At 53.4% G+C, this 13,478-nt stretch carries 13 protein-coding genes and 1 other annotated feature; of the genes, 6 read left to right on the top strand and 7 right to left on the bottom strand.

The genetic code is table 11. The features are described 5' to 3' along the window. Window positions 1–44: 44 nt before the first annotated feature. From CHK_RS13355 to CHK_RS13330, 7 genes are all read right to left on the bottom strand, one after another. Window positions 45–716, bottom strand: a complete 672-nt coding sequence (locus CHK_RS13355) for an ABC transporter ATP-binding protein (protein WP_046444575.1) — start codon at window positions 714–716, stop codon at window positions 45–47. A 3-nt stretch (window positions 717–719) separates the two neighbouring features. Beyond that, window positions 720–1,358: a hypothetical protein gene (locus CHK_RS13350; protein WP_046444574.1), complete on the bottom strand. Its 639-nt coding sequence runs from the start codon at window positions 1,356–1,358 to the stop codon at window positions 720–722. Window positions 1,359–1,384: 26 nt separating this feature from the next. Then, window positions 1,385–2,590, bottom strand: coding sequence for an ABC transporter permease (locus CHK_RS13345; RefSeq protein ID WP_046444573.1), 1,206 nt, complete (start codon window positions 2,588–2,590; stop codon window positions 1,385–1,387). Window positions 2,591–2,594: 4 nt separating this feature from the next. After that, window positions 2,595–3,959, bottom strand: coding sequence for an efflux RND transporter periplasmic adaptor subunit (locus CHK_RS13340; protein WP_046444572.1), 1,365 nt, complete (start codon window positions 3,957–3,959; stop codon window positions 2,595–2,597). Window positions 3,960–4,148: 189 nt separating this feature from the next. After that, window positions 4,149–4,490, bottom strand: coding sequence for a sensor histidine kinase (locus CHK_RS15865; RefSeq protein ID WP_052740604.1), 342 nt, complete (start codon window positions 4,488–4,490; stop codon window positions 4,149–4,151). Continuing rightward, a complete protein-coding gene (locus CHK_RS17210; protein ID WP_461949959.1) occupies window positions 4,463–5,035 on the bottom strand; it encodes a histidine kinase dimerization/phospho-acceptor domain-containing protein in 573 nt (190 codons plus the stop codon). The genes CHK_RS15865 and CHK_RS17210 overlap by 28 nt, the downstream gene beginning before the upstream one ends. A 364-nt stretch (window positions 5,036–5,399) precedes the next feature. Beyond that, window positions 5,400–6,113, bottom strand: coding sequence for a response regulator transcription factor (locus CHK_RS13330; protein ID WP_046444601.1), 714 nt, complete (start codon window positions 6,111–6,113; stop codon window positions 5,400–5,402). 205 nt (window positions 6,114–6,318) lie between these two features. After that, window positions 6,319–6,570 (top strand) — a binding site (T-box leader). Window positions 6,571–6,921: 351 nt separating this feature from the next. Between CHK_RS13330 and trpE the strand changes: the two genes are divergently transcribed. From trpE to trpA, 6 genes are read left to right on the top strand one after another with little or no spacing between them, the layout of a single operon-like run. After that, entirely contained in the window at window positions 6,922–8,388 is a 1,467-nt protein-coding gene (gene trpE, locus CHK_RS13325; protein WP_046444571.1) for an anthranilate synthase component I, read from the top strand. Beyond that, window positions 8,385–10,028: a bifunctional anthranilate synthase component II/anthranilate phosphoribosyltransferase gene (locus CHK_RS13320; protein ID WP_046444570.1), complete on the top strand. Its 1,644-nt coding sequence runs from the start codon at window positions 8,385–8,387 to the stop codon at window positions 10,026–10,028. Before trpE ends, CHK_RS13320 begins: the two co-directional genes overlap by 4 nt. A 38-nt stretch (window positions 10,029–10,066) precedes the next feature. Next, on the top strand, window positions 10,067–10,846 hold the full coding sequence (trpC, locus tag CHK_RS13315; protein WP_046444600.1) for an indole-3-glycerol phosphate synthase TrpC: 780 nt from the start codon (window positions 10,067–10,069) through the stop codon (window positions 10,844–10,846). Beyond that, window positions 10,843–11,454 (top strand): phosphoribosylanthranilate isomerase, encoded by a 612-nt coding sequence (locus tag CHK_RS13310; protein ID WP_046444569.1) that lies wholly within the window; start codon window positions 10,843–10,845, stop codon window positions 11,452–11,454. Before trpC ends, CHK_RS13310 begins: the two co-directional genes overlap by 4 nt. Beyond that, window positions 11,451–12,638: a tryptophan synthase subunit beta gene (gene trpB, locus CHK_RS13305; protein WP_046444568.1), complete on the top strand. Its 1,188-nt coding sequence runs from the start codon at window positions 11,451–11,453 to the stop codon at window positions 12,636–12,638. The genes CHK_RS13310 and trpB overlap by 4 nt, the downstream gene beginning before the upstream one ends. Beyond that, complete coding sequence (trpA, locus tag CHK_RS13300) at window positions 12,631–13,410, top strand: tryptophan synthase subunit alpha (protein ID WP_046444567.1); 780 nt, start codon at window positions 12,631–12,633, stop codon at window positions 13,408–13,410. The genes trpB and trpA overlap by 8 nt, the downstream gene beginning before the upstream one ends. Window positions 13,411–13,478 lie beyond the last annotated feature (68 nt).

Here is a 13,478-nt window from a genome sequence, read left to right as displayed (position 1 = left end):
GCGCCAAAGGCGCTCCCTTACAGATGCAATAGTATCACAGACGCTTATTCGCTGACACGTCCGTCGCTGATTGTTATGATGCGTTTACTCGCCTGTGCCACGGAAATATCATGGCTGATCATGACGATCGTATTTCCCGCGTCATTCAGCTCGCAGAACAGTTTCAGTATTTCCTTTCCGGTTGTGGAGTCAAGGGCGCCGGTTGGCTCGTCGGCAAGGAGCAGGGCGGGCTTTGTAACAAGTGCCCGCGCGATTGCTACGCGTTGCTGCTGTCCGCCCGAAAGTTCGCTCGGACGATGCCTGATCCTGTCTGTAAGCCCTACGAGCCGAATGCTTTCCTCTGCTTCCTCGATTGCCTGCGCGCGTGCGTAGCCGCGCAGCAAAAGAGGCATAATTACATTTTGCAATGAGGTATACTGCGGCACCAGATGGTATTTCTGGAAGATAAAACCGATCTTCCTGTTGCGGAGCAGGGTAAGCTCGTTGTCGCCTTGCTCGTGCACGGCCTCGCCATCCAGAAAATAGGTTCCGGAGTCGAGCGTATCCATACATCCAAGGATATTCATCAGCGTTGATTTACCACTGCCGGACGGACCGAGCACCGTCAGGTACTCGCCCCGTTCCACACAAAGTGTGATATCCTTTAAAACATGCAGGCTCTCTTCGCCGACCTTATAGGATTTATTTACATTCTCAACCGTCAAAAAGCGTTCCATTGCCTACTCCATGACGATGATGGACTCGATAGAGCCGTCCTCGCCCTGCATCACCATCAGCACATTACCCTCTTTTAAGTCGGACATTTTGATCTCCTTGCCTATAGAGTCGTAAATCTTCAGGCCTGCGGGAATGGTAAGTTCCTTTGTTTCTCCCGTGTATTCCAGCTCCAATTTGGGCATGTCCTCCGGATTTACCTGGATCATGTTGCCGTTTGAGTCTTCGGAAAAGTAGCCGATATGTGCCTCGCCACCTTCTCCTTCGCTTCCGCCCTCTTCGTCGCCGCCGGTAACGGTGACGCTTTTGCTGCTGCCTATAGACGCTTCGTATTCGTCCGCAGGTGCGCCGCCGGTATCCGGCACCGCGCCATCCGGTATGACCGTCGACGCATCGCCGCCCTCCGGCTGTTTGGCGAGGTCGAGCGTCAGGCTGTTGCCCACAAGGGATTTGACCTTACCGTACAGGGGCGTTACAGTCTGGGCGTTCGTGCCGTCGGCGCCTTCGGAGGGGGAAGCCTCGCCCTCTGCGGGGGCGCTGCTTTCGGAGGAAATGCCGGAAGCTTCCGGCGCAGCGGGCGCGGAGCACGCTGCGAGGGAGAGGAGCAACATGGCCGAGAGGGCCACCATAAGAATCTTTTTCATGTTTTTTGTTTTCCTTTCATGGTTGTTCATTCATAATTCAAAGCGTCGATCGGTTTTAAACGGGACGCTTTGTATGCGGGGTAAAAACCGAACAGGGTACCCGTCACCACCGCAAACAGCAGCGCGATGACCTGCCCGTCTATCGATGGCAGCACGGGGATGTCGGTGTAGTCCATCAGCGGCATGCAGGCATAGGATAAGGCCACGCCCACAAGCCCGCCGAACAAACTGATGATAACGGATTCCAACAGGAACTGCGTCATGATATCCTTTTTGGAGCTGCCGAGCGCCTTTAGAATGCCAATCTCTCTGGTGCGCTCTTTGACCGATACGAAAAGCACGTTCATAATTCCGATGCCGCCGACGATAAACACGATGGTTGCCACGGAGATCAAGAGCACGTTCATGGTGCGGGCGGATTCCATGGCCGCGTCTATACGGCTGCCCGCATCCTCGAGCATATAGGCGCTGCCGTCCTCCAGAATATAGTCGAGCGTGCCCTGCATTTGCTTCATGGCAGCCTGCACATGGCCTATATTATCCGCCATGGCGACGATCTGGGGAATGGTGTAATCGTCCCCCAAAAAGCGCTCGCCCGTAGAAAAGGGGATAAAGATGGTATCGTCCGGATTTACGCCCTGCATGCCGTCGCCTTTGCGTTCCAAAACGCCGATGATTTTGTATTGCTGCTCGCCGACCTTGATGGATTTGCCGATTGCGTCCTCCGGGCCTTTGAAATACTTTTGCGCCAGTCCGTCGCCGATGACGGCTACGCGGGCCTCGTTTTCTACGTCTGCGTCGGAGATGTTTACGCCCTGCGCGACAGCAAGGCTATTGATCTTTTCATAATTTTCGAGCACGCCCGTTATTTGCGAGGATGCTTTTTGGCCATTAATGACGGCTTCGGCATAATAGCTGGCGCGCAGGGTGATATCCTGCAAATAGCTGTTTTCGTCAAGCATTTGCTGCATATTTTCAAGCGTCAGCTTGGGGATTGCGGACATATCCATATCCGAACCAAACATCTTGCCGTAATCAGGATTGACATAGATGGTTTCTGCGGAAAGGCCTTTGAACTGTCCGGCGATTTCTGCTTCGCCGCCTTTGCCGATGGCAATGACCATAACGATGGTGACCGCGCCCACAATGATCCCAAGGGACGTTAACAGCACCTTGAATTTGTTCTGCATCAGGTTGATCCACACGATGCGCAGCGTTTCAATCAGTCTCATAATGTCAACCTTCCACGACAACGGTGTCGCCCTCGGAAAGGCCGCCGGTGATCTCGCTTACCTTGCCGTCTGAAAATCCCGTTTGGATTTCCACGTCGCGCAGGGTACCGTCGTCGTTTTTCATCTTAACGTATTGTTTGCCCTCGTGGACAAAGATAGCCTTGTTGGAAAGCTGCAATACGTCTTTTTGCTGCTTTAAGACGATGGTTGCGTTGGCGCTCATGCCGTCCAGCATTTCCGCCTCGTTTGGATCGACGGTAATTGTGACGTTATAGGAAATGGGATTGCTGTCCTTGATCGGGACAAGGTTGCGCGAGAGAACCTTGCCGGTGAATTTCTGGTCGCCGAACGCATCCAGCGTAAATTCCACAGCCTGCCCCTCCTCGATTTTGCCGATATCAGACTGTGAGATGGGAACAACGACTGTTTTCGCATTGGGATCGCCGATGACGGCGACAGGGGATTCAGGCTTTGTCTCAGCACCCGCCGCCGCGTCGAGGGAAAGGACAACGCCGTCCGTACTTGCGTAAAGGTAGGGATCGTCCTTGATTTGTTGCAGTTGGTCGACCTTCTTTTGCGCGGCGTCCACATCGAGCTGGGCGAGGTCAATGGCGCTGCTGAGGCTGCCGGAATTGGCGCCGGCGATCTTTTTGTCGATCGCCTCATTTTTGGCCTGCGCTTCCTCCTGCCTGCTTTTTGCGTCTTCCAGAGAAGAGCGGTTTTGCTGCGCGCTTTCAAGCTCCTGTCTGGCAGCTTCAAGCTCTGTTAAGAGGGCTTCGTGTCTGGCATTGAGCTCTGCGGACTGCGGATCGCCCTCGGGAAGGGCGGCTATCTGCGCGTCAAGCTCACCGACCTGTGAGGTCAGAGAATCGACCTTTTGCTGGAGAGAATCGACTGCGTTTTTGGCCTGCGTGAGCTGACCATCCGCTTCCGCGCTGCCTGCGTCCTGTGAGGCTGCCTCTTTTTGTACATTGAGTTCGCCCAACGTTTTTGCGCTTTTTGCCTGCTTCAAAGCAATGCGGGCTTTTTCAAGCTCGCTTTGCGCAGCTTCTACGGCTTCGTTTAATTTTTTCTCGTCCGCCACAGCGAGCTTGTCGCCCGCTTTGACGGTCTGCCCGGCCTTTACCAGGGCTTCGCCGATGGTGACGACGTCGCTGAAATTCTGTGGCGTGGAGTCGTAATGCAGCACGCCCTGTCCGCTGACGCCGGCGGTGATATCGCCGCGGGTAACGGGATATTCGCGTAGTATGGTCTCCGGCAGGTCGCTGCCGGCGGCGTTCGTTACGCCGAAGTAACTGGCGATACTGATCCCGGCGATGACGATTGCCAGTGCAACGATCATTTTTTTAGATGGTTTCTTTACTTTCATGCTATCCTCCAAAAGCTTTTCTTTGCTTATCATACAGCAGGGAGGATTAAGAAATGGTTAAGGGAAGGAGGCGAATCGTAAACAAATCATGTCCGCGAATACAGGCGCGCAGGGAAAACGCATCGCAATCCGCATATAAAAAGCATCCGGAACAATCCGAATGCTTTTGACGTTTGCCCGGTTAGGCTTTTATTCCTGTTCCTCGCGCAGTACGGGAAGCGTAACAGTAAATAGACTGCCGCCTTTTTCTGCGGAGGATACGTCCACCGTGCCGCCGTGCCTGTCGATAATATCCTTCGCGATTGCAAGCCCAAGTCCTGCGCCGCCCGCCTTGCGCGAACGTGAATGATCCGCGCGGTAGAAGGGCTTGAAGATGTGTTTTTGCTTTTCCTCAGGGATACCGATACCGCTGTCCGCAACCTTGATGATATAACGATGTCCGTCCTGCGCCATGGATACGTCGATGCTGCCGCCGTCTATATTATATTTGATGGCGTTTTCGATCAGGTTGGAAAACGCGCGGGTGAGCATGACGCAGTTGCCCTTTGTGGTATGGTTACAGCCGGCTNTATCAACGGACAGGTTTTTTCCACGATGCGCGGCTTTAATTGGCTGATGATATCGTGAAACATATCGTCAAAGAATATGGTGTCGTTGAAATCATAATCGCGCTGCGCGGACATGGTAAAGAGGTCGTCCACCAGACGGATCATTCGTCCGGTTTGCTTTTTCACAACCTCGATTGTCTCTTTGTATTCCGAGGAGGTTGGATCATCGTCAAGCTGCAATACGTCAATGTTGGTCTTGATTGCGGCAAGGGGCGTCTTTAGTTCGTGGGCAGCATCCGATGAAAATCGCTTTTGGTCGGAAAAGGCTTTGTCGAGCCGCTCAAGCATGGTGTTAAATGAACGTGCCAGCTGCCCGATCTCGTCGTTCCGGTCAGACTCCGCCACGCGTTCCGACAGCTCGTTTTCGGTGATGCCCTGTATCTCTTTGCTCAGCTCCCTTACAGGCGCAAGCGCCCGCCCCAGTAGAAAATAAGTGAGCAGGCCGCCTCCTGCGATTACGCCGAGCATAATAAACAGGCTCGTGTTATTAAACCGCGAAGCGGAAGCCGTGATCATCGATACGCTTTGGTCAAAGTCCATGGTGGATTCGTCCGGCGGTTGATAGGCGCCGCCCGGAAAAGAAGCTTCAGTGGAAGTGGAAGACGATATAGCCGCCTCGGGGAGCGCCTCCTGCGATTGACCGTCCGGCGGGACTGGAAGGTCCTGGTCTTTTATCGCAGCGCTGTATGTGATATAAGGGACGACAAAAGAAAGATTTGCGTTGTACATGGACGACAATGTGAAAACAATCGCAACGCAAGTGAGCAGCAGGATTGTAAACAGTGTGAGCCGCATCCGCAGCGACATTTTTTTCAACCTTGGTTCCTCCGTTTCAAAATTTGTTCCGGTTCAGCCTGGAAGCGATATCCTGCACGGGCTTCCTGATGCAGTAGCCCGCACCGCGCAGGTTTGTAATCAGCTCTTTATCGGTATGCGCCGCCAGCTTTTTGCGGAGCGCGCTGATGTGCACCTTGATGGCATTGGAAAACAGGTCGTTGTCACTCGCCCATATGTGCTCGATGAGCTCTTCGGCGCTGATGGCCTTGCCGCGGTTTAAAAGCAGGTATTCCAATATGGCATATTCTTTTGGGGTGAGGTCAACCGGTTCGTCCGCGTCGGTAGAAAGCCGGTGCGCGCATGTATCCAGCCGGAACCTGTCAAAAGACAGCACGACATTGTTTTGTGTGAAGCTGCGGCGCAAAAGGGAACGAACCCGCGCCTCCAGCTCGCCGAAATCAAACGGCTTCACAAGGTAATCATTCGCGCCAAGATCCAGTCCCTCAATGCGCTGGCCGTAATCGCTGCGCGCGGAAAGGATCAGCACCTTTTGCTTCAGGTCATACTCGCGTACTTTCTCTAAAATTTCCAGCCCGTCCATGCCGGGCAGGTTGAGGTCGAGGATAATAAGGTCGTAATTGTTGATGAACGCAAGCTCCAGCCCGTCCAGTCCGTCCGTCGCAATATCCACAATATAATCCTTTTTGCGAAATCCTGCGGCAAGCGCGTTTGCAAGATCCTCTTCGTCTTCTATAATCAATAACTTCATTTCAATCGTTCCTTTGCTGTTTATGATAATCATACACCTATATAACAGGTAACACCAATATAGCAAACGTAACGTTAAGAAAAGGTTAACTTTTGAGGATTTGCGGAAAAAACAGGTTTACAGGCTGCGCAGCTGCTTAAGAATAAAGAGTGAGAAAACTATTGACAGGAAAAAATGAGGGATTTATAATAAATCTAAATCAATAGGAAATCCGTAGAACAGAAGTAAGTAGCTGGCAACACGGTGTCAAGAGAGCGGGCGGTTGGTGTGATGCCCGTACATACGCTGACAGTGAATGGATCTGTGAGGAGCAGGGGGAAAGGCTTTAAGCCGAGTATACTTCGCCGTAATTCCTGCGTTAAAGGAAAGGATATAAGCGCTTTGCGCCGTATCTGGAAACGAGCGGATTTTTATTAATCCGGAATTTGGGTGGTACCACGAGCTTTTCGTCCCTTAGCGGGAGGAGAAGCTTTTTTTATTGGAAAAACGCCCGGACAGCCTGTACCAGGATATTGCCTGACGAGTTCTTCCGGAGGGTGCTCACTGTTGTTACTCTCTGCTTCGCATCCGCAAGCAGAGCGGCGTACGGAACAATAAAAGCGTTCCTGAGATCGCCAGGAATCAATTCGTTTTGCGAGGTGGAAACCGGCGCAAAACATCCTCTGGCAATGAGAGCCCGCGAGAGAAGCACAGTTTCTTTTGTGAAGCACCGAAGGTGCGCTATGCGGTGCGGGGAAGGCAATGCCTGTGCAGGCCGCCGCACAATTTTGCGAACAGACCGACCAAACAGAAAAGGAGAACGAAACCAATGCTATATCCCGACAGAAAAGAAACAGAAGCATATTTGGACGAATACGACGTCGTGCCGGTTTTTTATGAAATACTCTCGGACAGCTGTACGCCGATCAATATTTTTCACTCGCTGAAACAGGACGAGGAAAATTGCTTTATATTGGAAAGTGTGGATAATTCGCAGCAATGGGGGCGTTATTCCTTTATCGGAATCCATCCAAAAATGGAGATCAGGATCAAAAACGGCAGGGCTGTCACGCGTGAGGGAAAAGAGGAACGGGAGACTGAGATTAAAAATCCGATCACGTTTTTGTCGGGCATCATGGACCGCTACAAATCGCCGGTCTTCCCAAACAGGCCGAAAATGACGGGTGGCCTGATCGGGTATTTTGGCTATGATACAGTGCGTTACATGGAAAAAACGCTGGTGAACCCGCCGGAAGACGACCTCGATATGCCGGACTGCCACCTGATGATGTATGACGAAATTGTGGCGTTCGACCATCTCTCCAATAAAGCGGTGATTATCCTTAACATCTATAAGGACGGCGACATTGCACGGCAGTATGAAGCATGCGGGCAGCGTGCTGAGCAGATTGCAAAAAAGATCAATTCCTTCATGCCTGTGCAGCGCACGCCGCACAAGGGAGAGATCAGCGTATGCTCCAATATATCAAAAGAGCGGTACATGGAAAACGTGAAGACCGCAAAGGAATATATCCGCAACGGCGATATCTTCCAGGTGGTGCTTTCACAGCGGTTTGAAGTGGAAAATCCGCCGGATCCGTTTGACGTATACCGTGTGCTGCGCGCGGCGAACCCGTCGCCTTACCTGTTTTATTTCAAGCTGAAGGATTACAGCATCGCGGGCGCGTCGCCGGAAATGCTGGTGAACGTAACAAAGGGCATTGTGACGACCAAACCGCTTGCGGGAACCATCGTGCGCGGGAAGACGGAGGAAGAGGACGAGAGACTTGAGCAGGTGCTCCTTTCCGATCCCAAGGAGCGCGCGGAGCACACGATGCTTGTGGATCTTGGCAGGAACGACGTGGGAAAGGTCAGCAAATTCGGTACGGTGGAAGTGACAAAATTTATGCAGGTGGAAAAATATTCCAAGGTGATGCACATTATGAGCGACGTAAAGGGAATACTGCGCGAGGACATCACCGCGGTGGACGCGCTGATGTCCGTACTGCCGGCCGGCACGCTTTCCGGTGCGCCCAAGGTGCGCGCGATGGAGATTATTGACGAGCTTGAAAACAAAAGGCGCGGGCTTTACGGCGGCACGGTAGGGTACCTCGGCTTTGACGGCAACATCGATACCTGCATTGCAATCCGTACGATTCTGTTCAAAAATAATAAGGCTTACGTACAGGCGGGCGCAGGCATTGTGGCGGATTCCGAACCGGAAAAGGAATTCAGGGAGACGGAGAATAAAGCGCTTGGCGCGGTGAACGCAATCAGGGAGGCGGCGGAATTATGATATTATTGATCGATAACTACGATTCCTTTACCTATAATTTATACCAGGGCATCGGCCAGTTGTACGCTGATGTGAAGGTTGTACGCAACGACGAGATTACGCTGGATGAGATTGAAGCGCTGAAGCCGGAAGCGATCGTGATATCGCCCGGGCCGGGCTATCCGGATTCTGCGGGGATATCGGCCCCGGCGGTGCGGGCTTTCAGCGGAAGGGTGCCGATCCTCGGCGTGTGCCTTGGGCATCAGGCCATTGCGCAGGCGTTTGGCGGGAAAATTGTGCACGCAAAGCAGCTGATGCACGGGAAGGCGAGCATGGTGCGTATTACGGAACACAACCCGCTTTACTACGGTATGTCGGATGAAATAGAGGTGGCGCGCTACCACTCGCTGATCGCGCAGGAGCCGCTGCCGGAAAGCCTTGTCGTTACGGCGAGGGATGAAGCGGGGCAGGTGATGGGGATACGGCACAACGAGCATCCAACCTACGGCGTACAGTTCCACCCGGAGTCGATCCTTACCAAATGCGGCGAAAAGCTGATAGAGAATTTTCTTTCGCGCGTTGCCGGAATGAAGATCACACCGCTTGATTATGACGAGGAGCTTCTCCCGCCCGAGCAGCGTAATATTTTGAAACCGTATATTTTTAAGGTGATCGAAGGCGCGAACCTCTCGCAGGAGGAAGCTTACGAGGCGATGGACTGCATCATGAGCGGCGGGGCGACGGACGCGCAGATCGGCTCGTTTATTACCGCCCTGCGTATGAAAGGGGAGACCACGGACGAGATTACGGGCTTTGCCCGCGTAATGCGGAATAAGGCTGCGGTAATGCCGCACAGCGCGGTGGCGATCGATATCGTAGGTACGGGCGGAGACCTTGCAAATACGTTTAATATTTCCACCACGGCGGCGTTTGTGGTAGCTGGCTGCGGGCTTCCGGTGGCAAAGCACGGGAACAGGAGCGTATCCAGCAAAAGCGGCAGCGCGGATGTGCTGGAGGCCCTGGGAGTAAAAATCGGTATGACGCCGGGGCAGGCAAGCGAGTGCCTTGAAACGTGCGGGCTGTCCTTCCTGTTCGCGCAGAAGTTCCATGGCTCCATGAAGTTTGCCGCCATGCCGCGCAAGCAGATCGGCGTACGCAGCGTGTTCAATATCTTAGGGCCGCTCGCGAATCCTGCGTTTACACAGTATATGCTGATCGGCGTATACGACGAAGCACTCATGGAGCCAATGGCGATGGTGCTGCGTAATCTTGGGGTAAAAGGGGCGATGGTCGTGCACGGAAACGACGGGCTTGACGAAGTCACAATTTCAGATAAAACAAAAATTTGTGAGATAAAAGACGCGAAACTGATTAAATATGAATTGGATCCGCGCGATTATGGAATGGAGCTTACAGACCTTTCGGAGGTCGTCGGCGGGACTGCAAAGGAAAACGCGCAGATCACCCTTGATGTGCTCAGCGGAAAAGACAGGGGCGCGCGCAGAAACATTGTCCTGCTCAATGCGGCGTGCGCGCTTGTAGTCGCGGGCGTAGCGGAAAATGCAGGTGATGGGATCGAAAAAGCGGCAATGTCGATTGACAGCGGCGCAGCGCTTGAAAAGCTCGAGGAACTTAAGCGCATGACGAACCAGTTTGAATGAATCGCGGAAAACGCGGAACGGAAAGCGAGGAAACCAATATGATACTGGATGATATTTTGGAATACCGGAAGAAACAGCTTGCCTATGAGAAAGAGGTTCTGGGTGAAAAACAGATTATGGACAAAGCGGCGGAGGACGAGCGCATTCCTTACGACTTTGCAGCCGCTTTGCAGAAAAAGGGCCTGTCTGTGATTGCCGAGGTCAAAAAGGCGTCGCCTTCAAAGGGTGTAATCTGCGAAGATTTCACGCCGGTCGGCATTGCGCAGGAATATGAGAAGGCGGGCGCGGACGCGCTCTCTGTGCTGACGGAAGAGCACTACTTTAAAGGAAGCAGCCAGTATTTGCAGGCGATCCGCAGCAAGGTGCGTATTCCCATCCTGCGTAAGGATTTCATCATCGACGAGTACCAGCTGTACGAATCCCTGGTGATCGGCGCGGACGCGGTGTTGCTGATTGCGGCAATACTGGACGAATTTACCATCACGCGGTTTTTGCGTATCGCCGATACGCTTGGCCTGCAATGCCTTGTGGAGGCGCACAACAAAGAAGAACTGCAAAAGGCGGTGGACGCAGGCGGCAGGATTATCGGCATCAATAACCGCGACCTTAAAACCTTCGATGTGGATCTGCACACGACGCAGGAGCTCGCAAAGCTTGTGCCGGAGGGGCGGATTATCGTATCGGAAAGTGGAATTGTAACGAATAATGATATGAAGGAAGCCGCATCCTACGGCGCGGACGCGGTGCTCATTGGTGAAACGCTGATGCGCAGCGCGGATATCGGGCAGGAACTGAAAGCCCTGCGGCAGGGCGTATGAAGGTAAAGCTTTGCGGTCTTCGCCGGGAGGCTGATATCATGTACGCAAACCGCTACCTGCCGGACTATGCGGGGTTTGTTTTTGCGAAAAGTCCCCGGCAGGTAAGCGGGAAACAGGCGGCGGCCCTTATAGGAAAGCTGGACAGCCGTATTCGCAGCGTGGGCGTTTTTGTTAACGAGCCTTTGGACAGTCTCGAAGAGACTGCCCGGGTTGCGGGCCTTGACGTATTGCAGCTTCATGGGGACGAGGATGCGGCTTATGTAGCCCGTGCAAAAGAACTCGGGTATGAGGTTTGGAAGGCGGTGCGCGTGCGAAGCGGCGGGGATATCCAAAGGGCACAAACGCTTGGCGCAGACCTGCTGCTGCTTGACAGCTTTTCAAAAGAGGCCTACGGGGGAACGGGAAAAAAAGCCGATTGGGACGTGATTGCGCGCGTGGAATTAACGCAGCCGTTTTTTCTGGCGGGCGGGCTTAACAGCGCTAATATCAGCGAGGCGCTGCAAAAGGTAGCGCCGCTGGGATTGGATATTTCGGGCGGTATCGAAACAAACGGTTTTAAGGACGAAGCAAAGATCAGGGAAATCATGGGGGTACTGGGAAGGTTATGAGTGGAAAAGGAAGATTCGGAAAGCACGGCGGGCAATATCTGCCGGAGACGCTGATGAACGCAATTATAGAGCTGGAAGAGGCTTACAATCACTATAAGGACGACAAGGAATTCCAAAACGAGCTTGCGGATTTATTGAAAAATTACGCGGGGCGGCCGTCCCTGCTGTATTTTGCACGGCGTATGACGCAGGATCTCGGCGGGGCGAAAATCTATTTGAAGCGCGAGGATTTAAACCACACCGGTTCCCATAAGATCAATAACGTTTTGGGGCAGGTACTGCTCGCAAAGAAAATGGGAAAAACGCGCGTCATTGCGGAGACGGGAGCGGGACAGCACGGGGTGGCAACCGCTACCGCGGCGGCGCTCATGGGCATGGAATGCGAGGTGTTCATGGGCAGGGAGGACACAAAGCGGCAGGCGCTCAATGTTTACCGTATGGAGCTTCTGGGTGCGAAAGTGCACCCGGTGACAAGCGGGACAATGACACTCAAGGACGCGGTCAACGAGACGCTCCGCGAATGGACTTCCCGGATACTTGACACGCATTATGTGCTTGGATCGGTTATGGGGCCGCATCCCTTTCCCACGATTGTACGGGATTTCCAAAGCGTGATCGGCAAAGAGGTCAGGCAGGAAATACTGGAGCGCGAAGGAAAGCTTCCGGATGTGCTTCTTGCCTGCGTGGGCGGCGGAAGCAACGCAATGGGACTGTTTTACGACTTCATCGGGGAGGAAGGCGTAAAGCTTATCGGCTGCGAGGCGGCCGGATGCGGTGCAGATACGGATCAGAATGCCGCGACAATCGCAAACGGCACGCCTGGCATTTTCCACGGAATGAAATCATACTTCTGCCAGGATGAATACGGGCAGATCGCTCCCGTTTATTCGATTTCAGCGGGGCTCGATTATCCCGGCATTGGGCCGGAGCATGCGTACCTGCATGATACGGGAAGGGCGCAGTACGTTCCAGTGACGGACGACGAGGCCGTCGAGGCGTTTGAGTACCTTTCGCGTACGGAGGGGATTATCCCGGCCATCGAGAGCGCACACGCCGTCGCATATGCGAAAAAGCTCGCGCCGGAGATGGAAAAGGACAAGGTTATCGTGGTCAATCTTTCCGGCAGGGGAGATAAGGACGTGGCGGCAATCGCAAGATACCGGGGGGTGGATATCCATGACTAAAACAAGACAGGCGTTTGCAGACGGCAAGGCGTTTATTCCGTTTTTGACGGCGGGGGATCCCAATTTGGATATTACGGAAACACTGATACTGGAAATGGCGGCACAGGGCGCTGATCTTATTGAGATCGGCATCCCGTTTTCCGATCCGGTAGCGGAAGGCCCGGTGATCCAGAATGCAGACGAACGTTCGCTTTCCGCGGGGACTACGACAGATTTGATTTTTGATATGGTGGAGCGCGTGCGTCAGCGTACAGACGTGCCGCTTGCGTTTATGACGTATATCAATCCGGTCTTTACCTATGGCTCAGACCGGTTCGTAAAACGAAGCGCACAGCTTGGCGTGGACGCGCTCATTGTCCCGGATATGCCGTTTGAGGAAAAGGGGGAGCTGCAGCCTTACTGTACCGAATACGGCGTTGACCTCGTTTCGCTTATTGCACCGACCTCGAAGGAACGCATCAGGATGATTGCAGAGGAAGCCGAGGGCTTTTTATATTGTGTCTCCTCGCTGGGCGTGACGGGCGTACGCAGTGCGATTACAACAGACGTGGGGGAAATGATCTCGCTCGTGCGTGAGGTGAGCGATATACCGTGTGCGATCGGCTTTGGGATATCCACGCCGGAGCAGGCGGCGGATATGGCAGCCCGTGCGGACGGGGCGATTGTGGGCAGCGCGATCGTAAGGCTTGTGGCGGAGCACGGAAAGGCGTGCGGCCCGTATGTTTCACGGTATGTAAAAGAAATGGCGGATGCGGTACATAACGCAAAATAAGACAGCAAGATCGTCCATGACTTTTTCATGAAAACGTGATATAGTAAGGATAGAAATCAAAAAAGGGA

Origin of the sequence: Christensenella hongkongensis (assembly GCF_000981035.1) — a bacterium.
Taxonomy (GTDB): Bacteria; Bacillota; Clostridia; order Christensenellales; family Christensenellaceae; genus Christensenella; species Christensenella hongkongensis.
This window is presented reverse-complemented; position numbering and strand designations above follow the sequence as displayed.

Bases quoted from the DNA above. Each gene is read 5' to 3' on its own strand.
- CHK_RS13340 (WP_046444572.1), bottom strand. From the start codon at position 3,959: ATGAAAGTAAAGAAACCATCTAAAAAAATGATCGTTGCACTGGCAATC.
- CHK_RS13310 (WP_046444569.1), top strand. From the start codon at position 10,843: ATGAAGGTAAAGCTTTGCGGTCTTCGCCGGGAGGCTGATATCATGTAC.
- trpC (WP_046444600.1), top strand. From the start codon at position 10,067: ATGATACTGGATGATATTTTGGAATACCGGAAGAAACAGCTTGCCTAT.
- trpA (WP_046444567.1), top strand. From the start codon at position 12,631: ATGACTAAAACAAGACAGGCGTTTGCAGACGGCAAGGCGTTTATTCCG.
- CHK_RS15865 (WP_052740604.1), bottom strand. From the start codon at position 4,490: ATGCTCACCCGCGCGTTTTCCAACCTGATCGAAAACGCCATCAAATAT.
- trpB (WP_046444568.1), top strand. From the start codon at position 11,451: ATGAGTGGAAAAGGAAGATTCGGAAAGCACGGCGGGCAATATCTGCCG.
- CHK_RS13320 (WP_046444570.1), top strand. From the start codon at position 8,385: ATGATATTATTGATCGATAACTACGATTCCTTTACCTATAATTTATAC.
- trpE (WP_046444571.1), top strand. From the start codon at position 6,922: ATGCTATATCCCGACAGAAAAGAAACAGAAGCATATTTGGACGAATAC.
- CHK_RS13345 (WP_046444573.1), bottom strand. From the start codon at position 2,590: ATGAGACTGATTGAAACGCTGCGCATCGTGTGGATCAACCTGATGCAG.
- CHK_RS13330 (WP_046444601.1), bottom strand. From the start codon at position 6,113: ATGAAGTTATTGATTATAGAAGACGAAGAGGATCTTGCAAACGCGCTT.
- CHK_RS13355 (WP_046444575.1), bottom strand. From the start codon at position 716: ATGGAACGCTTTTTGACGGTTGAGAATGTAAATAAATCCTATAAGGTC.
- CHK_RS13350 (WP_046444574.1), bottom strand. From the start codon at position 1,358: ATGAAAAAGATTCTTATGGTGGCCCTCTCGGCCATGTTGCTCCTCTCC.